Source organism: Pseudomonas sp. B2021, from assembly GCF_018135665.1.
GTDB classification, from domain to species: Bacteria; Pseudomonadota; Gammaproteobacteria; order Pseudomonadales; family Pseudomonadaceae; genus Aquipseudomonas; species Aquipseudomonas lactis.
Genome location: NZ_SMOF01000001.1, coordinates 1,856,005 through 1,877,900 on the forward strand (window position 1 = coordinate 1,856,005; position 21,896 = coordinate 1,877,900).

Annotated in this window: 17 protein-coding genes and 1 pseudogene; 12 read left to right on the forward strand and 6 right to left on the reverse strand. The window is 60.1% G+C overall.

Translation table 11 applies throughout. From position 1 onward, the window contains the following. Window positions 1-165 precede the first annotated feature (165 nt). Entirely contained in the window at window positions 166-606 is a 441-nt protein-coding gene (locus E1K68_RS08420) for a universal stress protein (protein WP_003189647.1), read from the reverse strand. Between the two features lie 105 nt (window positions 607-711). Here E1K68_RS08420 and E1K68_RS08425 point away from each other — a divergent pair, with 105 nt between their 5' ends. The 9 genes and pseudogenes from E1K68_RS08425 to E1K68_RS08460 all read left to right on the forward strand — a co-directional run bounded on the left by E1K68_RS08425 (window position 712) and on the right by E1K68_RS08460 (window position 9,934). After that, window positions 712-1,149, forward strand: a complete 438-nt coding sequence (locus E1K68_RS08425) for a hypothetical protein (protein ID WP_212613955.1) — start codon at window positions 712-714, stop codon at window positions 1,147-1,149. Window positions 1,150-1,171: 22 nt separating this feature from the next. Next, the gene (locus E1K68_RS28130; RefSeq protein ID WP_236269839.1) at window positions 1,172-1,342 is read left to right on the forward strand and encodes a hypothetical protein; all 171 of its coding nucleotides are present in this window, start codon (window positions 1,172-1,174) and stop codon (window positions 1,340-1,342) included. A gap of 365 nt (window positions 1,343-1,707) precedes the next feature. Next, window positions 1,708-3,855: a fatty acid oxidation complex subunit alpha FadB gene (fadB, locus tag E1K68_RS08435; RefSeq protein WP_212613956.1), complete on the forward strand. Its 2,148-nt coding sequence runs from the start codon at window positions 1,708-1,710 to the stop codon at window positions 3,853-3,855. A gap of 29 nt (window positions 3,856-3,884) precedes the next feature. After that, on the forward strand, window positions 3,885-5,060 hold the full coding sequence (gene fadA / locus E1K68_RS08440) for an acetyl-CoA C-acyltransferase FadA (protein ID WP_003189650.1): 1,176 nt from the start codon (window positions 3,885-3,887) through the stop codon (window positions 5,058-5,060). A gap of 98 nt (window positions 5,061-5,158) precedes the next feature. After that, entirely contained in the window at window positions 5,159-5,395 is a 237-nt protein-coding gene (locus E1K68_RS08445) for a DUF1653 domain-containing protein (RefSeq protein ID WP_003189651.1), read from the forward strand. A gap of 114 nt (window positions 5,396-5,509) precedes the next feature. Then, on the forward strand, window positions 5,510-8,131 hold the full coding sequence (gene topA, locus E1K68_RS08450; RefSeq protein WP_003189652.1) for a type I DNA topoisomerase: 2,622 nt from the start codon (window positions 5,510-5,512) through the stop codon (window positions 8,129-8,131). A 29-nt stretch (window positions 8,132-8,160) separates the two neighbouring features. Further along, window positions 8,161-8,283 (forward strand): annotated as a pseudogene (locus E1K68_RS28135) (outer membrane lipoprotein carrier protein LolA); the annotation flags it as partial. Between the two features lie 39 nt (window positions 8,284-8,322). Then, on the forward strand, window positions 8,323-8,844 hold the full coding sequence (locus tag E1K68_RS08455; protein WP_003189653.1) for a DUF6586 family protein: 522 nt from the start codon (window positions 8,323-8,325) through the stop codon (window positions 8,842-8,844). 856 nt (window positions 8,845-9,700) lie between these two features. Then, window positions 9,701-9,934 carry a hypothetical protein gene (locus tag E1K68_RS08460; RefSeq protein WP_003189656.1) on the forward strand — a complete coding sequence of 78 codons (234 nt, stop codon included), beginning with the start codon at window positions 9,701-9,703 and terminating at the stop codon, window positions 9,932-9,934. Between the two features lie 37 nt (window positions 9,935-9,971). On the opposite strand, the gene sulA is transcribed toward E1K68_RS08460, so the two are convergent. Then, window positions 9,972-10,445 carry an SOS-induced cell division inhibitor SulA gene (gene sulA / locus E1K68_RS08465; protein WP_003189659.1) on the reverse strand — a complete coding sequence of 158 codons (474 nt, stop codon included), beginning with the start codon at window positions 10,443-10,445 and terminating at the stop codon, window positions 9,972-9,974. Between the two features lie 10 nt (window positions 10,446-10,455). Next, the gene (gene lexA, locus E1K68_RS08470; protein WP_003172575.1) at window positions 10,456-11,064 is read right to left on the reverse strand and encodes a transcriptional repressor LexA; all 609 of its coding nucleotides are present in this window, start codon (window positions 11,062-11,064) and stop codon (window positions 10,456-10,458) included. 263 nt (window positions 11,065-11,327) lie between these two features. Between lexA and E1K68_RS08475 the strand changes: the two genes are divergently transcribed. Both E1K68_RS08475 and nagZ read left to right on the forward strand, forming a co-directional pair. Beyond that, the gene (locus E1K68_RS08475) at window positions 11,328-12,035 is read left to right on the forward strand and encodes a TetR/AcrR family transcriptional regulator (protein WP_003189661.1); all 708 of its coding nucleotides are present in this window, start codon (window positions 11,328-11,330) and stop codon (window positions 12,033-12,035) included. A gap of 135 nt (window positions 12,036-12,170) precedes the next feature. Further along, on the forward strand, window positions 12,171-13,181 hold the full coding sequence (gene nagZ, locus E1K68_RS08480; RefSeq protein WP_094774410.1) for a beta-N-acetylhexosaminidase: 1,011 nt from the start codon (window positions 12,171-12,173) through the stop codon (window positions 13,179-13,181). 101 nt (window positions 13,182-13,282) lie between these two features. On the opposite strand, the gene E1K68_RS08485 is transcribed toward nagZ, so the two are convergent. The 3 genes from E1K68_RS08485 to mfd are packed head-to-tail and all read right to left on the reverse strand — an operon-like array spanning window position 13,283 to window position 20,009. Then, window positions 13,283-15,973 carry a DEAD/DEAH box helicase gene (locus E1K68_RS08485; protein ID WP_003189664.1) on the reverse strand — a complete coding sequence of 897 codons (2,691 nt, stop codon included), beginning with the start codon at window positions 15,971-15,973 and terminating at the stop codon, window positions 13,283-13,285. A 9-nt stretch (window positions 15,974-15,982) separates the two neighbouring features. After that, window positions 15,983-16,549: a CsiV family protein gene (locus E1K68_RS08490; RefSeq protein ID WP_212613957.1), complete on the reverse strand. Its 567-nt coding sequence runs from the start codon at window positions 16,547-16,549 to the stop codon at window positions 15,983-15,985. A gap of 10 nt (window positions 16,550-16,559) precedes the next feature. Continuing rightward, a complete protein-coding gene (mfd, locus tag E1K68_RS08495) occupies window positions 16,560-20,009 on the reverse strand; it encodes a transcription-repair coupling factor (RefSeq protein WP_212613958.1) in 3,450 nt (1,149 codons plus the stop codon). Window positions 20,010-20,349: 340 nt separating this feature from the next. Here mfd and E1K68_RS08500 point away from each other — a divergent pair, with 340 nt between their 5' ends. Next, window positions 20,350-21,813, forward strand: a complete 1,464-nt coding sequence (locus E1K68_RS08500; protein WP_032900472.1) for a glyceraldehyde-3-phosphate dehydrogenase — start codon at window positions 20,350-20,352, stop codon at window positions 21,811-21,813. The last annotated feature ends 83 nt before the right edge of the window (window positions 21,814-21,896 follow it).

Consider the following 21,896-nt stretch of genomic DNA (forward strand, 5'->3'; position numbering starts at 1 on the left):
AAAGCCTGGCGTTCATTCCTATGAGCGCGAGGCTTTTTAATATGAAATGCGATCCAACTGTGGGAGCTGGCTTGCCTGCGATAGCGGTGTATCAGCCACCTGATGCATCAACTGACAGGCTGCTATCGCAGGCAAGCCAGCTCCCACATTAGACCTTCATCGGTCTTACGAACTCTTTACCAGTTTGACGGCCAGTACATCGCACGGCGCGCCGTGCAATACATCATTGGCGGTCGAGCCCAGCAGCAAGGCCAAGCCGTGGCGCCCATGGCTACCCACTACGATCAGGTCACAACCCTGTTCCTTGGCCAAGTGGTGAATTTCCTGGCGCGGTTGGCCGTATGTCAGGTGGCAGTCTTCCTTTTTCAGGTGCGGGTATTTGAGAATCAAACGGTCCAGGCGCTCCTTGGCCTGGTCGAATTGTTGCTGCTGCAGCTGGGAAAGGTCCATCGGCACGTCACCACCAAAGGCCATCGCCATGGGCTCGACGATGTGCACCAGCGACAGTTTGGCGCCATTGGCAATCGCGGATTCCTGTGCGCGCTTGATCACTGGATCGCACTCTTCGGTCAGGTCGACAGCGACCAGAATATGTTTGTAGGGCATGAGGCGTTCCTCCAGGGGACTGCAATAAGTTCAGTATGGCTGCTTTCAAGCGGATGGGGTTGCCGCAGATCAAATCCGCTCATCTAGAAATTCGGGAGTACACATATGACGGTCTGGATAGTGGTGTCAATCCTTGCGGTGGTTTTGAGCCCCCTGGTATGGCTGCGTCCTTCGCGCCAGCAGAGCGGGCGCATGGCCCTGCGCATGGAGGCACGCCGCATCGGCTTGGCCATGCAGTTGGCGCCTCAGGAGTGGCCGCACTGGCTCAAACAGGAGCCGCCGAGCCCTTGCGCGCAGTACTGCCGACCACGGCGTGGCAGCATGCCCGCGACCTGGAGTTACTGGCAGATGGAGCCGGGGCTGTGGGTCAATCAGTGGCGTGAGCCTTGTGTGGATGAGAAGTTGTTGCCGCATTTTGCAACGCTGCCGGCGAACGTCTACAAGGTCGAGGCCGACAAACAGATGATTGCTTTGTATTGGGGCGAGAAGGGCGACGCAAGCGTACTCAAAGACATCGATACGCTGCTCAAGGCCCTGGCCTGACCCAAACCCTGTAGGAGCGAGCTTGCTCGCGAAAATCGCCAACGATAACGCGGATAATCAGGCTATACGCGGCGCTCTCCAGGTTTTCGCGAGCAAGCTCGCTCCTACACAAAAGCCGGGCAATAAAAAGCCCGACATCATCATCGGGCTGGAGGTGGCCAGGCAGGCCGGTAAATCTGTAGGTTGCCGCTAGCCTAGCCGGGTATTCCTTTCTGTACAGCCTTTTCCCACATCTTTTCTATTATTGATCCTGTGAATATTTGAATATTGACGGGTGGCCCGCCTGTGGGCCGGGTTCTGAAATGACTGGAAAGTCGCGTTTTTACTAGCCTTTGGAGCGATTGACAATTGCTCGGAATTGGATGAAGGTGGCGTACCCAAATCAAACGGGCGTATGAATTGAGCGTTTGCCTGTCAGACGACTCATACAAAACCCGACTATCGCACTGGCGGGTGTGCCTGGCGGATTGGCGTGAGCATTGATTCAACTGTCAATGTCAAACCAGAGACCAGCGTCCAGTGTGTACTGTTCAGCTTCCATATCGTGGAGATCAGTTGATGATTTACGAAGGTAAAGCCATCACGGTTAAGGCTCTTGAAAGTGGCATCGTCGAACTCAAGTTCGACCTCAAGGGTGAGTCCGTCAACAAGTTCAACCGTCTAACCCTGAACGAACTGCGTCAGGCCGTAGACACCATCAAAGCAGATGCTTCGGTCAAGGGCGTGATCGTCTCCAGCGGCAAGGACGTGTTTATCGTCGGCGCTGACATCACCGAATTCGTCGACAACTTCAAGCTGCCCGATGCCGAGCTGGTGGCTGGCAACCTCGAAGCCAACAAGATCTTCAGCGATTTCGAAGACCTCAACGTGCCGACCGTTGCTGCCATCAATGGCATCGCGTTGGGCGGCGGCCTGGAAATGTGCCTGGCGGCAGATTTCCGCGTCATGTCCGCGACGGCCAAGATCGGCCTGCCGGAAGTCAAGCTGGGCATCTACCCAGGCTTTGGCGGTACCGTGCGCCTGCCGCGCCTGATCGGTGCTGACAACGCGATCGAATGGATCGCCGCCGGCAAGGAAAACAAGGCTGAAGACGCACTGAAAGTCGGTGCCGTCGACGCTGTAGTAGCTCCGGACAAGCTGGCCGAAGCCGCGCTGAACCTGATCAAGGGCGCCATCAGCGGCGAATTTGACTACAAAGCCAAGCGTCAACCGAAGCTGGAAAAACTCAAGCTCAACGCCATCGAACAGATGATGTCGTTCGAAACCGCCAAAGGTTTCGTGGCAGGCCAGGCCGGCCCGAACTACCCGGCGCCGGTTGAAGCGATCAAGACCATCCAGAAGGCCGCGAACTTCGGTCGCGACAAAGCCCTGGAAGTGGAAGCGGCAGGCTTCGTCAAACTGGCGAAAACCTCGGCGGCCCAGAGCCTGATCGGCCTGTTCCTGAACGATCAGGAACTGAAGAAAAAGGCCAAGGCCTACGACGAAATTGCCAAGGACGTGAAACAGGCTGCCGTACTCGGCGCCGGTATCATGGGTGGCGGTATCGCCTATCAGTCGGCGTCCAAAGGCACGCCGATCCTGATGAAAGACATCAACGAACACGGGATCGAGCAGGGCCTGGCCGAAGTCGCCAAGCTGCTGGTGGGCCGCGTTGATAAAGGCCGCATGACCGCTGCAAAAATGGCTGAAGTGCTTAACGGCATTCGTCCTACGCTGTCCTACGGCGATTTCGGCCACGTCGACCTGGTGGTCGAAGCGGTTGTCGAAAACCCGAAGGTCAAGCAAGCCGTGCTGGCTGAAGTGGAAGCCCAGGTCAAAGATGACACCATCCTGGCCTCCAACACTTCGACCATTTCCATCTCGCTGCTGGCCAAGGCCCTCAAGCGTCCGGAAAACTTCGTCGGCATGCACTTCTTCAACCCGGTGCACATGATGCCGCTGGTAGAAGTGATCCGTGGCGAGAAGTCCAGCGAGCTGGCCGTGGCCACCACCGTTGCCTACGCCAAGAAAATGGGCAAGAACCCGATCGTGGTCAATGACTGCCCGGGCTTCTTGGTCAACCGCGTGCTGTTCCCGTACTTCGGCGGTTTCGCCAAGTTGGTCAGCGCCGGTGTGGATTTTGTGCGTATCGACAAGGTCATGGAAAAATTCGGCTGGCCAATGGGCCCGGCGTACCTGATGGACGTGGTCGGCATCGACACCGGCCACCACGGTCGCGACGTCATGGCTGAAGGCTTCCCGGACCGCATGAAAGACGACCGTCGTTCGGCTGTCGACGCACTCTACGAAGCCAAGCGCCTGGGCCAGAAGAACGGCAAGGGTTTCTACGCCTACGAGACCGACAAGAAGGGCAAGCAGAAGAAAGTGGCCGACCCATCGGTGCACGAAGTACTCGCTCCGGTCATCTACGAACAGCGTGAGGTGTCTGACGAGGACATCATCAACTGGATGATGATTGCCCTGTGCCTGGAAACCGTGCGTTGCCTGGAAGACGGCATCGTTGAAACCGCCGCCGAAGCCGATATGGGCCTGGTGTACGGTATTGGTTTCCCTCCATTCCGTGGTGGTGCGCTGCGTTACATCGACTCCATCGGTGTGGCCCAGTTCGTTGCCCTGGCTGATCAGTACGCTGATCTGGGCCCGCTGTACCACCCGACCGCGAAGCTGCGTGAAATGGCCAAGAATGGCCAGAGCTTCTTCGGTTAAGTGCCCAGACGACTAGAGCGAGAATATTTATGAGCTTGAATCCAAGAGACGTCGTGATCGTCGACTTCGGTCGTACGCCGATGGGCCGCTCCAAGGGCGGCATGCACCGCAACACCCGCGCCGAAGACATGTCGGCGCATCTGATCAGCAAAGTGCTGGAGCGCAACACCAAGGTCGACCCGAACGAGGTCGAGGACGTGATCTGGGGCTGCGTCAACCAGACCCTGGAGCAGGGCTGGAACATCGCGCGCATGGCGTCGTTGATGACCCAGATCCCGCACACCGCGGCCGGCCAGACCGTCAGCCGCCTGTGTGGCTCCTCGATGAGCGCGCTGCACACCGCTGCGCAAGCGATCATGACTGGCAACGGCGATGTGTTCGTGGTCGGCGGCGTGGAGCACATGGGCCACGTCAGCATGATGCACGGCGTCGATCCTAACCCGCACATGTCCCTCTACGCGGCGAAAGCCTCGGGCATGATGGGCCTGACCGCGGAAATGCTCGGCAAGATGCACGGCATCACCCGTGAAGCCCAGGACGCCTTCGGCCTGCGTTCCCACCAGCTCGCTCACAAGGCGACTGTGGAAGGCAAGTTCAAGGATGAAATCATCCCGATGAACGGCTACGACGAAAACGGTTTTCTGAAACTGTTCGACTACGACGAAACCATTCGTCCGGACACCACCCTGGAAAGCCTGGCGGCCCTCAAGCCAGCCTTCAATCCAAAGGGCGGCACCGTGACAGCCGGTACTTCCTCGCAGATCACTGACGGTGCTTCGTGCATGATCGTGATGTCGGCGCAGCGTGCCCAGGACCTGGGTATCCAGCCGTTGGCCGTGATTCGTTCGATGGCGGTGGCGGGTGTGGATCCGGCGATCATGGGCTATGGTCCAGTACCGGCCACACAAAAAGCCTTGAAGCGCGCAGGCCTTTCCATCTCCGATATCGACTTCTTCGAGCTCAACGAAGCTTTCGCCGCACAGGCCCTGCCAGTGCTGAAAGATTTGAAAGTACTCGACAAGATGAACGAGAAGGTTAACCTGCACGGCGGTGCGATTGCCCTGGGCCACCCATTCGGTTGCTCCGGTGCGCGTATCTCCGGCACTTTGCTTAATGTGATGAAGCAAAATGGCGGCAACCTCGGGGTTGCAACCATGTGCATTGGTCTCGGCCAAGGCATCTCCACCGTCTTCGAACGCGTCTAAACGTTCGGTTGACGGAAGCCGGGGCCCAGTGCCCCGGTTTTTGTTTTTTGGAACTTTTAAATATTTTTTTTCAACAAATTTTGTACGAGGGCCAGAGCATGAAAGTCGAACCAGGGCTCTACCAGCATTACAAGGGGCCGCAGTACCGTGTTTTCAGTGTGGCGCGCCACTCTGAAACCGAAGAAGAAGTGGTGTTTTACCAAGCGCTGTATGGCGAATACGGTTTTTGGGTGCGCCCTTTGAGCATGTTCCTGGAGACCGTCGAAGTTGACGGCGAGCAGGTCCCGCGCTTTGCTTTGGTCACGGCCGAACCCAGTCTTTTTACAGGGCAATAACGGCAGGTCGCGCAGAATGCTGCGCTTGACCTCATCCGGTTGCCACTATATATAGCGTTGCCGCGTCAGGCGCCAACTGCCTTTCACTTCTCGAATTCAGGAATTTTCCGATCCATGGGCAAATCGCTGGTCATTGTGGAATCCCCGGCTAAGGCCAAGACCATCAACAAGTACTTGGGCAACGAGTACGTGGTGAAGTCGAGTATCGGCCATATCCGAGACCTGCCCACCAGCGGTTCGGCTAGCGCCAGCAAGGAGCCTGCCGCCAAGCGCGGAAAGGCCGCCGCGGGCGAAGGTCCGGTACTCACGCCTAAAGAAAAAGCGCGCAAGCAACTGGTTTCGCGCATGGGTGTGGACCCGGACCATGGCTGGAAGGCCAAGTACGAAATCCTTCCGGGCAAGGAAAAGGTCATCGAAGAGCTGCGCCGGCTCGCCAAAGATGCTGACACCATCTATCTCGCGACGGACTTGGACCGCGAAGGGGAAGCCATTGCCTGGCACCTGCGCGAAGCCATCGGCGGTGATGACAGCCGCTACAAGCGCGTGGTGTTCAACGAAATCACCAAGAAAGCCATCCAGGAAGCGTTCTCCAAGCCGGGCGAGCTGGATATCGACCGTGTCAACGCCCAGCAGGCCCGTCGCTTCCTCGACCGCGTCGTCGGCTACATGGTCTCGCCATTGCTGTGGGCGAAGATCGCCCGTGGCCTGTCCGCCGGCCGTGTGCAATCGGTAGCGGTCAAGCTGGTGGTGGAACGTGAGCGCGAGATCCGTGCGTTCATCCCTGAAGAGTACTGGGAAGTCCACGCCGACCTCGGCACTGCCAAGGGCGCCAATGTGCGCTTTGAAGTGGCCCGTGAGAAAGGCGAGGCCTTCAAACCGCTGAACGAAGCCCAGGCCATGGCCGCGCTGGAGAAGCTCAAAGCCTCCAGCTACAGCATCGTCAAGCGTGAGGACAAACCGACCAGCAGCAAGCCGTCGGCGCCGTTCATCACCTCCACCCTGCAACAAGCCGCGAGCAACCGCCTGGGCTTCGGGGTGAAGAAGACCATGATGATGGCCCAGCGCCTGTATGAGGCTGGCTATATCACGTATATGCGTACGGACTCCACCAACCTGTCGCAAGACGCGGTGGCGATGGCGCGTACCTATATTGAAAGCGAATTCGGCAAGACCTACCTGCCGGAGAAGCCGAACGTCTACAGCAGCAAGGAAGGCGCACAAGAGGCTCACGAAGCGATTCGTCCTTCTGACGCCAACACCACGCCTGCCAAGCTGAGCGGCATGGAGCGCGACGCTGAGCGCCTCTACGAGCTGATCTGGCGCCAATTCCTGGCGTGCCAGATGCTGCCGGCGCAATACCTGTCTACTACCGTCAGCGTGGGCGCGGGCGATTTCGAGCTGCGTGCCAAGGGCCGTATCCTCAAGTTCGACGGCTATACCCGCGTGATGCCGCAGATTGCCAAGCCTGGCGATGATGACGTGCTGCCGGACATGGCCCAGGGCGACACGTTGAAGCTGATCAAGCTCGACCCGTCCCAGCACTTCACCAAGCCGCCGGCGCGTTATTCCGAAGCCAGCCTGGTCAAAGAGATGGAGAAGCGCGGTATAGGTCGTCCATCGACCTACGCGGCGATCATCTCCACCATCCAGGACCGTGGCTACGTTGCGTTGCACAACCGTCGTTTCTATTCGGAAAAGATGGGTGACATCGTGACCGAGCGTCTGTCGGAGAGCTTCTCCAACCTGATGGACTACGGTTTCACCGCGGGCATGGAAGAGAACCTCGATGACGTGGCCCAGGGCGAACGCGACTGGAAAAACGTGCTCGACGAGTTCTATGGCGACTTCAAGAAAAAGCTCGAAGTGGCCGAGAACCCTGAGAACGGGATGCGCGCCAACCAGCCGGTGATGACGGATATCCCGTGCACCACCTGCGGTCGGCCGATGCAGATTCGTACCGCCTCCACCGGCGTGTTCCTCGGTTGTTCAGGCTACAGCCTGCCGCCGAAAGAGCGCTGCAAGGCGACCGTCAACCTGGTGCCGGGCGATGAAATTGCGGCTGATGATGAGGGTGAGTCCGAGTCGCTGGTGTTGCGCGGCAAGCACCGCTGCCCGATCTGCAGCACGGCGATGGACGCTTACCTGCTGGACGAGAAGCACAAGCTGCACATCTGCGGTAACAACCCCGATTGCAACGGCTACGAGATCGAAGAGGGCACCTACCGCATCAAGGGCTATGAAGGCCCGAGCCTGGAATGCGACAAGTGCGGCAGTGAGATGCAGCTCAAGACCGGCCGTTTCGGCAAGTTCTTCGGTTGCACCAACCCGACGTGCAAAAACACCCGCAAACTGCTGAAAAGCGGGGATGCGGCGCCGCCGAAGATGGACCCGGTGAAGATGCCTGAGCTCAAGTGCGAGAAGGTCAACGACACCTACATCCTGCGTGACGGCGCTTCGGGGCTGTTCCTGGCTGCGAGCCAGTTCCCGAAAAACCGCGAGACCCGTGCGCCGCTGGTGATGGAGATCGTGCCGCACAAGGACGAGATCGATCCGAAGTACCACTTCCTGTGTGAAGCGCCGAAGAAGGACCCGGATGGTCGCCCAGCCGTGATCCGCTACAGCCGCAAGACCAAGGAGCAGTACGTGCAGACCGAAGTGGACGGCAAGCCGACTGGCTGGAAAGCGTTCTACGACGGCGGCAAGTGGAAGGTCGAGGACAAGCGCCAAGGCGCTTGATCCGCTAGTCTGTTAACGCCAAAAGCCGTCTGTATAGACGGCTTTTGCTTACTGTAGGAGCGAGCTTGCTCGCGAAGATCGTTAACGAAAACGCCGGAAACCTGGCACCCTACGGTGCCTGGAGGTTTTTCGCGAGCAAGCTCGCTCCTACACAGCCAGCATCACGCCTATTCGTTGTGGAGATTGCCGTCATGGCCAACGAACTCTATACCCGTACCAATCAGAAAATTTACTTCGCGGGTTTATCCCTGGAGGCCCTTGGCCGTGCCGAGGAAGGGAAAGAGATGAATGCCATCGCGCTGGTACAGGCGGGGCGCGAAGCGGCGTTGTTCCACCTGTACGGTGCCTTGCTGGGGCTGTGCCATGAAATCGCCGGGTTCTATCGCTTGCCCCAAGCGGGCGCGCCTCGGGCGGAAATGATCATGAATCGTGAAGTGTTGGATTCCATGGCGATCCCCGAGTTGGCCGAGTTGGTGGAAATGGCCCAAAGCCCTGACAGTTGGGTGGCGCGGCTGCTCAAGGCCCATGCGGATATGTTTCAGCCACCGCGTATTCCCCATGTGCCCAAGGGGGATGTTACCCAGCCGCTGATCGTCGCCGTGGCATTGGAGCAGGATGAGCCCAAGCCTTTGAGCCGTGAGGAATTGGAAGGCTGGCGCCAGGAACTGAAGAAGATGGCGCTGCGTTTTCGTGAAGGGTTGAACGAGTGCTGAAGGGTTTGCACTAAGCAAATGTGGGGGCTGGCTTCGGAGCGACGCTGAACCTGTGGCGAGGGAGCTTGCTCCCGTGACGACCGGACAGCCGACGCTTATGTACCTGACGCTCTAGGATCCATATGTGGGGGCTTGTCTGAAAGCCGATACCTATCGACCTGACGCCCCGCGATCAAACTGTGGGAGCTGGCTTGCCTGCGATGACGGCCTGCCAGCCGACACCTATCGACCTGATGCCCCGCGTTCAACCTGTGGGAGCGGGCTCGCGAAGGCGGTCTGGCAGGCGACCCTGTTATACCGAGTACATATCCATTCCTGCGGTTACGGCCACTTAGGGTTCCGCCTGACGGCGGGTCACTTTCGAAAAGCGCGAAAGTAACCAAAGCGCTCTTGCCCCTCCACTCGGCCCCTCGCCTAGGCTCGGTGTGCCCGAACACAGGCTTGAATCCGTGGGCCGCCGCCACGCGCCATCCATGGCGCGGGGCGGCTAACCCGGCGTCCTGCCGGGTTACCCACGAATTCAAGCCTGCGTTCGGCCAGCGTGGTTTAACGGGGCGCCTGAGATCAAGATCAAAAGCAGATCAAGAGCAGATCAAGAGCTGCTCGCTTCGCATCGTGGTTACCGTTGGCTGCTACGGCTTACAAAGTTGTATAGATACTTATGCTGCGATAGCGGTGGGTCCGTTTGCTGATTATTTGCTGATACTCCGCCATCCCAGGCAAGCCAGCTCCCACATTGATTAGCGTGTTGCCCAGGGCACCATTCATCAAGCCGTCAACAAACCTGTCCATATCCTCTGCGAGGCTGGGTGGATGACTGATATAATCCCAGGCCTTTCGTGGAGAACAGACTTTTATGCCAACGTCCTTTCTGGAAATTGTTGAACTGCCTGACGGCCGAATCGAACTGCGCCGGGCGGAGGACGAGGGTTCTCTGGTTATTCTGGATTTCTCCGAAGACGCCAAAGTCTTCCTGCAAGGTCAGCACGTCGAAGTGGCTAAAGCCATGTTGAGCGTGGGCGTACAGATGGCAGGTCGCCTTGCCGAAGGCGAGCCGGAGAAAGAAGAAGGGCCGCGCGTTCTTCACTGAGTCCTTGGTGAAGGCTGCGTTTGTGGCGCGCCCGTCATTACCCCAATCGAATATTTAAACTCTGCGCATCACCCATGCGCGCAGCGCTGATCAGTTGCTGCTTGGCGCTTGCATTCAAAGGGTTCAACCAGCTCACCACCGTATGGCTACGGCCTAGACGCAAGGCTTCGCAAGTAAGCTGCTGGGCGCTTTGCGCGCCGCGTGGTTGCAGCAACAGGATGCGCTCGCGGTTGAGCCCGGCGTCCCGCAGCCAGGCCTGGGTGAGGCTGGCGGGCGGGGCGATCAGTGTCAGCCAGCGGGCGTCCTGATCTTCGCTTAATTCGCGCAGGATAGGTGCCAGCAGGTTCAGGCAGCTCTCAGCCGCACCGCGCAACGACAATTCACTGAACGCCTCAGGTTCGCCGCCCCAGGGGGCTTCGACCGTTTCCTTGAGGATTGGCGCAAGGGGTTGGGCCATGAAGGCCTCGAACAGCGACAGTTGTGCGTGTTGTGGGGTGTGTACGAGCTGCATGATGCCTCCTTTAGCGGCGAATGACGCCGACACTCAAGCCTTCGATCACCAGGTCCTGGTCTTTCAGGTTGACTTCGATCGGGGCAAACTCAGGGTTTTCGGCCAGGAGCCAGACCTTGCTGCCTTCACGTTTGAAGCGTTTGACCGTGACCTCGTCGCCGATACGGGCCACGACGATCTGGCCATTGCGAGCTTCGCGGGTGGTATGGACCGCCAGCAGGTCACCGTCAAAGATGCCCACGTCCTTCATGCTCATGCCGTGAACGCGCAACAGGTAGTCGGCGCGGGGATGGAAGAAGGTCGGGTTGATGTTGCAGGATTCCTCGACGTGCTGCTGCGCCAGGATCGGCGCACCTGCGGCGACGCGGCCGATGATCGGCAATGTCGACTCGTCGGCCTTGGCTTCGAAGCCAGGGATACGAATACCCCGCGAAGCACCTGGGGTCATCTCGATCGCACCTTTGCGAGCGAGGGCCTTGAGGTGTTCCTCGGCGGCGTTCGGGGATTTGAACCCCAGCTCCAGGGCAATCTCCGCACGGGTAGGCGGGTAACCATTGTCATCAAGGCAGCGCTTGATAAAAGCCAGAATCTCAGCTTGGCGTGGCGTCAGTTTTAGCATGTTGATCGCTCTGTCTTTTTATACAGTGACTGGGATTATATACAGTGAACTGCGCTTGGCAATCATCCTTTTTAGCGGCTCCGCTGGACGGTCATCCGTCAGCCGTCCTACACAGCAGATGCGGCGCTGCCTACAGAGCTGCGAGGATGTGATTAAATAGCGATGAAACAGATGACCGACCAGCCGCAAAGCGGACCTGCAGGCTTGACAAGACACACTCTGAAACGTATGTTTCAAACAAGTGTTTGTCAGGCGGAGTAGCCATGGCCCAGTCGGAAACCGTTGAACGCATTCTCGATGCTGCCGAGCAATTGTTCGCGGAAAAAGGATTTGCTGAAACTTCATTGCGGCTGATCACCAGCAAGGCTGGGGTCAACCTGGCTGCTGTGAACTATCATTTCGGCTCGAAAAAGGCCCTGATCCAGGCGGTATTCTCACGCTTTCTGGGCCCGTTCTGCGCAAGCCTCGACCGTGAGCTGGAACGCCGCCAGGCCAAGGCCGATCACAAGCCCAGCCTGGAAGAGCTGCTGGAAATCCTGGTGGAGCAAGCGTTGGTTGTGCAGCCTCGCAGTGGCAACGACCTGTCGATCTTCATGCGCCTGTTGGGCCTGGCGTTCAGCCAGAGCCAGGGCCACTTGCGCCGTTACCTGGAAGACATGTACGGCAAGGTGTTCCGCCGCTATATGCTGCTGGTCAACGAAGCGGCCCCGCGTATTCCGCCTATCGAACTGTTCTGGCGCGTGCATTTCATGCTCGGCGCCGCAGCCTTCAGCATGTCTGGTATCAAAGCGTTGCGGGCAATTGCCGAGACCGATTTCGGCGTAAACACTTCCATCGAGCAAGTCATGCGCTTGATGGTGCCGTTCCTCGCCGCTGGCATGCGCGCCGAAACCGGCGTCAGCGATCCGGCCATGGCCGCCGCCCAGTTACGCCCACGCAGCAAAACCGTACCGGTCGCCGCCAAGGTTTGATCGCTGCGGGTGGGCGCGGCCGCTTGCATCCGCTAAGCTAGCCGCCATGCCGATTTCAGCTATTTATTCGCAACCTGTCGTCCTTGCCGTGCCTGGCAAGGACGACGGGTTGTGTGCGTTATTTAAGGAAGGTTTATGACTGCTGCCCTGCAAGGTTCTTTGATGGTCGACGTCGCCGGTACCTGGCTCACGGCCGAGGATCGTCACCTGTTGCGCCAACCGGAAGTGGGCGGCCTGATCATTTTTGCGCGCAATATCGAGCACCCGCGCCAGGTTCGCGAGTTGAGCGCAGCCATTCGCGCAGTGCGTCCGGATTTGCTGCTGGCCGTGGACCAGGAGGGCGGCCGCGTGCAGCGTCTGCGCCAAGGCTTCGTGCGCCTGCCGGCCATGCGTGCGCTGGCGGATAACCCCAACGCCGAATACCTGGCCGAACAATGCGGTTGGATCATGGCCACCGAAGTGCTTGCGGTGGGCCTGGACCTGAGTTTTGCCCCAGTGCTGGACCTCGACTACCAACGCAGCGCCGTGGTCGGCACCCGCTCCTTTGAAGGTGACCCCGAGCGCGCTGCCGTACTGGCCGGTGCCTTTATCCGCGGTATGAACAGCGCCGGCATGGCCGCCACCGGCAAGCACTTCCCTGGCCACGGTTGGGCCGAGGCCGATTCCCACGTCGCTATTCCCACGGACGAGCGCAGCCTGGAACAGATTCGCGCCAATGACCTGGTGCCTTTCGCACGCCTGAGCAAGCAACTGGCCGCCGTGATGCCGGCGCACGTCATCTACCCGCAGGTCGATGCCCAGCCCGCCGGCTTCTCACGCCGCTGGTTGCAGGACATTCTGCGCGGTGAGTTGCAGTTCGACGGGGTGATCTTCAGCGATGACCTGTCCATGGCCGGCGCCCATGTGGTCGGCGATGCGGCCAGTCGTATCGAAGCGGCGCTGACCGCCGGTTGTGACATGGGCTTGGTGTGCAATGACCGTGCGGCGGCCGAGTTGGCGCTCAGTGCAGCGCAGCGGATGAAGGTCACGCCCTCGGCGCGGATTGCACGTATGCGTGGGCAGGCGGTTGCCTCGACGGACTATAAGCAGGACCCGCGTTGGCTGACAGCGCTTACTGCGTTGCGGGATGCGCAGTTGATCGGCTGAAGACCGCGGCGCGGCCATCGCAGGCAAGCCAGCTCCCACATTTTGATTTGTGAATACATTCAAGTGCGGGAGCGGGCTTGCTCGCGAAGGCGGCCTAACAGTCAGCGCTTCTCTTGCTTGTTGGGCAGCGGCGCAAACAACGCCTCAATCTCATCATTGCCCAACTGCCAGTCCCCAGTCGTACGCCCATCCAGCACGCCCGCCGCCAGATCGGACTTCTCCTTCTGCAAGTGCTGAATTTTCTCCTCCACCGTGCCTCGGGCAATCATCTTGTACACAAACACCGGCTTTTCCTGCCCGATGCGGTACGCACGGTCGGTGGCCTGGTTTTCCGTGGCCGGGTTCCACCAGGGGTCATAGTGGATAACCGTGTCGGCTTCGGTCAGGTTCAAACCTACGCCACCGGCTTTCAGGCTGATCAAAAAGATCTGCAGCTTGCCGCTCTGGAAGTCTTTCACCGGTGTACGTCGATCCCGGGTCTGGCCGGTCAACAGAGCGTAAGCAATCCCGCGTTTTTTCAGCTCAGCCTCGATCAGGCTCAGCATCGAGGTGAACTGTGAGAACAGCAGGATCCGGCGGCCCTCGGCAAACAGCTCATCGAGCATGTCCATCAGGCTGTCGAGCTTGCCCGAGCTGCTGCCACGGGCGGGCAGGGTAGCGTCGTTGACCAGCCGCAGGTCGCAGCACACCTGGCGCAGTTTCAGCAGCGCTTCAAGGATGATGATCTGGCTGCGGGCCACGCCTTTGCGGGTGATTTCGTCGCGGACCTTTTTATCCATGGCCAGGCGCATGGTTTCGTACACGTCGCGCTGGGCCTCGTTGAGGTCGACCCAGTGGATAATCTCGGTCTTGGGCGGCAGTTCGGTTGCCACTTGCTCCTTGGTACGGCGCAGCAGGAAGGGTTTGATCCTGCCGTTGAGGTGCTGCAATCGCACCTCGCTGGCGCGTTTTTCAATCGGCACGCGGTAATCACGGTTGAAACTCTTCACGTCGCCCAGCCAACCCGGCAGCAGGAAGTGGAACAGCGACCACAGCTCGCCCAAGTGGTTTTCCAAGGGCGTGCCGCTCAGGCACAGGCGCTGGCGGGCATTCAGCTCGCGCGCGGCCTGGGCCGCCTTGCTGGACGGGTTCTTGATGTACTGCGCTTCATCCAGGATCAAGACGTGCAAGGGCAGGGCGGCGAGCTGTTCGATGTCCTTGGGCAGCAGGGCGTAGGTGGTCAGCAGCAGGTCGTAGTCATTCAGGTTGGCGAAATGTTTCTTACGCCCCGCGCCATAAAGTGCCTGCACTCTCAGCTGCGGGGTGAAGTGCGCAGCCTCATCGAGCCAATTCGGGATCAGGCTGGTAGGCATCACGACCATGCACGGCCGATCAAGGCGCCCGGCGATTTTCTCGGTAAGAATATGCGCCAGGGTTTGCAGGGTTTTACCCAGGCCCATGTCATCCGCGAGTATCCCACCCACCTCCAGTTGGCGCAGTGACTGCATCCAGCTCAAGCCTTCCAGCTGATAGGGGCGCAAGGTCGCATTCAAGCCTTCAGGCGCCGCGCAGGTGAAATCCTTGATATCGCGCAGGCGCTGGGCGAAGTTGCGGATCTTCTCGCCGCCTTCCCATTGCAGTGGCAGGTCTTCCAGCGGGTTGAGGCGTATGGCGTCGGCCTTGGCCAGGCGCAGCGCGGTGGTGCCGGCTTCTTGCAGGTAAAACTCGCCGAGGGTCGCCAGCACCGGCTTCAAGCGGCCGTAGGGCAGCGCCACTTGCAGCGGGCCGTGGCCGTTGGGCAGGCCAGGGATGTTCACCAGGATCAGCTCTTCATCGCGGCGCCGCGCGAGTTTCTCGGGGTTGAGAATCTCGGTGTGGGAGCGCATCAGGTTCAGCAGGATCGGCAGCAGGCTCAAACGTTCGCCGTTGACGATGATGCCCAGCTCCAGGTCGAACCAATCGCGTTCCGGCCCTTCATCGACGGTGGCATACCAGTCATCGACGGGGCTGAGGTCAAAGCCGAAGTCTTCATCGATCTGCAGCTCCCAGCCTTCGGCGCGTAAGGTGGGCGACACATTGAGGGTGAAGTTCAGCCAGGCGCTGTCATTGACCATCTCGAACAGCTCGCCGGCACTTTCCGGCAGGGCCTTGCTCTGGCGCGTGGCGATCTTGAAACCAAGCAGGCGCAGGTGTTCGCGATAGGCCTGTTCTTGCTCGGGATGGCGCTTGATCCGCAGGCTCTGGGTCTCCTGGCGCACAATGATGTCGGCATTCTTTTGCCCGCTGACATAGTTGCCCAGGTAGTTGAACGACAACGCCGCACGGTGCTGGATATAGCGCTGCATCTTGCCGTTGCGCGGCTCGAACGCGCTGAACTCCACGCTGGCCAGCCACAGGCGGGGCACCGGTTGCACGTCGTCCATCACCACCTGGGGCAGGACCACGCGGTTATCCAGCACTGCCTGGAGCTTTTCCAGCAGTTGCGCATCCTGGGCCGCTGCCGGGTAGGCCAGGGTTTCCTGGACCTTGAGCAGCACCGCCGCGATGTGTTTGCAGTTGGTGTGCACCGGGCACGTGCAGCGGCTGTCCACCAGGATCAGCAGGCCCTTGGCCGATTCGCGCAGTGAGATGGTCTGGCGGTAAACGTTGCCGCCCGAGCCTTCGCAACTGGCGGTGATGGTGCTGTCGCCGCACTCGACGATGCGCACGCGGTTTTCCAGGGCGTAGCGCCGCCCGCGCTCAAGGCTTTGCTCTTTGAAGCGGTTGGCCCACGAAGGGGCCAGGGGTTTGGTCAACGACGACGTCAGGGGCATGGCGCGCAATCAGTCCTGAAGGTCGGGCGGTGGTGCGCTGGGTGGATTGGCGGTCAGCGAGGTGATCTTGATCAGCAGCGCCAGGTGGCCGCCGTCCAGGTAGTTGAGCTGGTTGTTCTTGGTGCGCACGTCTTTCTGGCTCAAGTGTTCGCTGTTAATCACGCTGCCGTTGCCGTCGAACTGGTTGATCCAGAAATCCGCGTCGATATCGGTAAAGCGCCCCAGTTGCAGGCTCAACACCCCTTCGATAGGGAACTGGCCGAATTGCTCCTGGCCATCGGTGATCGCCACCTTCACCGGTTGCTCGCCCAGGTTCTGTTCCCAGGCTTTGTGGGCGAGCACCGTGTAGTTGGCGTCGGCGCGCAGCTTGTCGACGATATTACCCAGGCGCGGCGGGCTCATTCGCTCACCCAGGCGCGGCGCGCCCGCATCCCAGTTTTCCGGGGCGGCGCGGCTGTTGATCACCGGTTCCGCATTCTGGCGCACCAGGATCATTTCCACCTGATACAGGCTGTCGGCAAAGGCCGAAGGTGCGAGTACCACCAACAACAGGCTCAAAATGCGGAACACGCGCATGGGGGCGTCCTTAAACGGATTTCGGAATGAGGCGTTCAAACAGCGCCTCCAAGGTGTTGAAGCGTTCTTCGGCACGTTCCATCGGCACCATGAACTTGAACAGCGTAGCCCCTTCGAACTTGTAGCGGTTGGGCTGGCCCTGGATCAGCTTGATCAGCACCAACGGGTCGACCGGCGTCTGCGCTTCGAACTCGATACGCCCGCCTTGCGGCCCGGCGTCGACTTTCTTGATGCCCAACTGCTCGGCCTGCAACTTGAGCAGGGTCAGGCGCACCAGGTTCTTGGTCGGCTCCGGCAGCAGGCCGAAGCGGTCGATCATCTCTACCTGCAAGTCCTTGAGGCCTTCTTCGTCGGCCGCCGAGGCAATGCGCTTGTACAGGATCAACCGTGCATGCACATCCGGCAGGTAGTCTTCGGGAATCAACGCAGGCAAGCGCAGGTTGATCTCCGGGCCGCCGCCCAAGGGTTGGTCGAGGTTCGGTTGTTCGCCTTTGCGGATGGCTTTTACCGCGCGTTCGAGCATCTCCATATACAGCGTGAAACCCACCGCCTGGATCTGCCCGCTCTGGCCATCGCCGAGCAACTCGCCGGCACCCCGGATTTCCAGGTCGTTGGTGGCCAGTACAAAGCCCGCGCCGAGGTCCTGGGTATTGGCGATCGCCTCCAGGCGTTTTTCCGCATCGGAAGTGATCTGCTGGCGCGGTGGTGTCAGCAGGTACGCATAAGCCTGGTGGTGACTACGCCCGACGCGGCCGCGCAGTTGGTGCAGTTGCGCCAGGCCGAACTTGTCGGCGCGCTCGATGATGATGGTGTTGGCACTCGGCACGTCGATGCCGGTCTCGATGATGGTCGAGGCGATCAGCACGTTGAAACGCTTGTGATAGAAGTCGCTCATTACCTGTTCGAGTTCGCGCTCGCGCATCTGCCCGTGGCCGATAGCGATACGGGCCTCAGGTACCAGTTCGGCGAGGTCGGCGGCGCACTTCTCGATGGTTTTCACATCGTTGTGCAGGTAATACACCTGGCCGCCGCGCAGCAGTTCGCGCAGCAGGGCTTCCTTGACCGTGCTCTTGTTCTGCTCCATCACGAAGGTGCGCACCGACAAACGACGCGCCGGTGGCGTGGCGATGATCGACAGGTCGCGCATGCCCGATACCGCCATGTTCAGCGTGCGCGGAATTGGCGTGGCGGTGAGGGTGAGGATGTCGACTTCACTGCGCAGGGCCTTGAGCTGTTCTTTCTGGCGCACGCCAAAGCGGTGCTCTTCGTCGATGATCACCAGGCCCAGGTTCTTGATCTTCACATCGTCCGACAGCAACTTGTGGGTGCCGATGACGATGTCGATCTTGCCCTCGGCCAGATCGGCGACGGCGGCGTTCACTTCCTTGGCGGACTTGAAGCGGCTCATTACCTCCACGGTCACCGGCCAGTCGGCAAAGCGGTCGCGGAAGCTGTTGTAGTGCTGCTGGGCGAGCAGGGTGGTGGGGACCAGGATCGCCACCTGGCGACCGCCGTGTACTGCAATAAAGGCTGCACGCATGGCCACTTCAGTCTTGCCAAAGCCCACGTCGCCACACACCAGGCGGTCCATCGGCTTGGGCGCGAGCATGTCGGCGCGCACCGCTTCGATGGTGGTTTGCTGGTCGGGGGTTTCTTCGAAGGCAAAACCGGCGCTGAAGGTGGCGTAGTCGGCTTTCGGGTCGGCGAACGCATAGCCTTCGCGGGCGGCGCGACGGGCATAGATGTCGAGCAGTTCGGCGGCCACGTCGCGCACCTGTTCGGCGGCCTTGCGCTTGGCTTTCTGCCAGGTCTCGGAGCCCAGGCGATGCAACGGCGCCAAGGCGTCGTCGCTGCCGGTGTAGCGGGCGATCAGGTGCAGGTTGGCCACCGGCACGTAGAGCTTGGCGCCCTCGGCGTATTCCAGGGTGAGGAATTCGGCGGCCTGGTTGTCGATCTCCAGGGTCTGCAGGCCCAGGTAGCGGCCCACGCCATGGTCGATATGCACCACCGGCGCGCCTTCGCGCAGCTCGGTGAGGTTTTTGATCACTGCGTCGTTGTTGGCGTCGGCGCGTTTTTCCCGGCGTCGGCGCTGCATCACGCGCTGGCCGAACAGCGGGCTTTCGGCGATCAAGGCCAGCGCCGGGTCATCCAGCCGCAGCCCTTCGTCCAGCGGCGCGATGGTGATCGCCAGGCGCTCTTTGCTGGCGACAAAATCCGGCCAGCTGTCGACGGTTTTCGGCCGCAGCTTCAGGCGCTCCAACAGCTCCAGCAGCACTTCGCGGCGCCCGGCGGATTCGGCGGTGAACAGTACGCGGCCGGGGAAGTCGCCGAGGAAGTTGGACAACGCTTCCAGCGGTTGCGTGGCCTTGGCCTGGATCGCCAAATCGGGCAGCGCGCTCGCCGGGAAACGCTCGCGGCCACTACCGGCGTCCACGTCCTGCTGGCTGGCGACCACACGTGGCCAGTTTTTCAGGCGCGCGAAGCAGTCTTCCACCGGCAGAAAAAGTTCAGCGGGCGGCAATAAAGGCCGGGACGGATCGACGCGGCGTTCTTCATAGCGGTTGCGCACGTCGTTCCAGAAGTTTTCCGCCGCCTGTTCGATACCCGGCAGCGAGAACACCTGGGTGTCCTGGGGCAGGTAGTCGAAGAGGGTGGAAGTTTCGTCGAAGAACAACGGCAGGTAGTACTCGATACCCGCAGGCGTGATGCCGCTGCTCAAGTCCTGGAAGATCGGGCAGCGACGGAAATCCACGTCGAAGCGTTCGCGAAAGCGCGCCTTGAAGCGCGTGACCGCGTCTTTTTGCAGCGGGAACTCCCGCGCCGGCAGCAGCTTGATCGAGTCGACCTTGTCGATGGAGCGCTGGTTCTCTGGATCGAAGGTGCGCAGCGTCTCGATCTCGTCATCGAACAGGTCGATGCGGTACGGCAACTTGCTGCCCATCGGGAACAGGTCGATCAAGGAGCCGCGCACCGCGAACTCACCGTGTTCGTACACGGTGTCGACGCAGCGGTAGCCGCTGGCTTCCAGGCGCGTGCGCATCTGCTCCACATCGAGCTTCTGGCCGACGTCCAGCACCAGGCTGCTGCCGAGCAGGAACTTGGTCGGCGCCAGGCGATGCAGGGCAGTGGTGATCGGCACCACCAGCACGCCATGGGCCAGTTCCGGCAAGCGGTACAGGCTGGCGATACGCTGGGAGATGATGTCCTGGTGCGGCGAGAACAGATCGTAAGGCAGGGTTTCCCAGTCGGGAAAATGCAGCACCGGCAAATCCGGGGCGAAGAAGCTCAGCTCCTGCTCCAACCGTTCGGCACTTTGGCTGTCGGCGGTGAGCAGCAGGGTAAAGCGCTTGGCTGCGCTGGCAGCCTCGGCAATGGCCAGGCTCAGGGCGGCACCGGGCAGGTTGCCCCAGTGCTGTTTACCTGCCGCGGCAGGGAGTAGCGGTAGACGCAGAACGGGCACGGAAGGTTGAGCTCCAAGCGTTGCGACAAAGTCGGTAATTGTAACGGCCCCAGGTGCCGCCTGTCAGTTGCTGACTGTGCCTATTACGGTTTGTAGGAAATGTAGTGGCTAAGACAAACAATGGCGGGTTTTGACTCAATATGTAGTGCCAAAATGCGCGAATGTTTAGGAGGGTTACGGACAAGTCGGCCTGCTCGCCAAACTAGTGGCCTTCTGGAACCCGCGTGTTTCCTGGGCTGTAGCGCGGTGGTATTTTTTTGCAAGGGCTTTTTGTTGCCCTTGGCGCATTGCTCAACGCTCAGTCGGGCGACATAATGTAGCCCCTTTTTTCTGCCCCTACATGTGGAAGGTTCCCGTGACTCAGAAGCCCGACCAGTGTCTTGGTGAATGGATCGACCGTGAAGCACTCGCTGAAGCGATGATTCCGCTTATCGGTCAGCTGTACCGCAATAACAATGTGGTGAGCTCGATCTATGGCCGCAGCCTGATCAACCAGTCTGTCATCGCGATTCTCAAAGCCCACCGCTTTGCGCGCCATCGCTCCGCCGACGACAGCGAACTCTCCGTCCACGAAACATTCCCACTGCTCAAAGCCATGAGCGAGCTCAAGCTCGGCGCGGCTTCGGTAGACCTGGGCAAGTTGGCGTACAAATTCCGCAAAGAAGGCGCTGGCCGCACCGCCGAGCAGTTCGTGCGTGAAGAAATGGCCGATGTGGTTGGCCAGCAAAACGCTGCCGCCCGTAAAGGCACCGACGTGGTGTTGTACGGCTTCGGTCGTATTGGCCGCCTGCTGGCGCGCATCCTGATCGAAAAAACCGGTGGCGGCGACGGCCTGCGCCTGCGTGCCATCGTGGTGCGCAAAGGCGCCGAGAACGACCTGACCAAGCGCGCCAGCCTGTTGCGTCGCGACTCGGTACATGGCTCGTTCAATGGCACCATCACCATTGACGAAGAAAACAACACCATCACCGCCAACGGTAACCTGATCCAGGTGATCTACGCGAAGAACCCGACTGAGGTGGATTACACCCAGTACGGCATCAAAGACGCGCTGCTGGTGGACAACACCGGCGTATGGCGTGATGCCGAGGGCCTGGGCCAGCACCTGGCGTGCCCGGGTGTTGACCGCGTTGTGCTGACCGCGCCTGGCAAGGGCAAGCTCAAGAACATCGTGCACGGCATCAACCATGCTGAAATCACCGCTGACGACAAGATTGTGTCCGCCGCGTCCTGCACCACCAACGCCATCGTGCCGGTGCTCAAGGCCGTGAACGACAAGTTCGGCATCATCAACGGCCACGTTGAAACCGTTCACTCGTACACCAACGACCAGAACCTGATCGACAACTTCCACAAAGGCGATCGCCGTGGCCGTAGCGCCGCGTTGAACATGGTGATCACCGAGACCGGTGCTGCTACCGCTGCTGCCAAGGCCCTGCCTGAGCTGGCTGGCAAGCTGACCGGTAACGCCATCCGTGTACCGACGCCGAACGTGTCGATGGCCATTCTCAACCTCAACCTTGAGAAAGCCGCCACCCGTGAAGAGATGAACGAGTACCTGCGCTACATGGCGCTGCACTCCGACCTGCACAAGCAGATCGACTTCGTCAATTCCCAGGAAGTGGTCTCCACCGACTTCGTGGGCTCGCGCCATGCTGGTGTGGTGGACGCCGAAGCGACCATCACCCAGGACAACCGTGTTGTGCTGTACGTGTGGTACGACAACGAGTTCGGCTACAGCTGCCAGGTGGTTCGCGTGATGGAAGACATGGCTGGGGTCAACCCGCCTGCGTTTCCGCGCTAAGCCTTTGCGCTGAATGAAGAAGCCCCGACTGGTTCGGGGCTTTTTTATGCCTGTGGGTTTTGTGGTGTCTGGGAGGGCCTTAT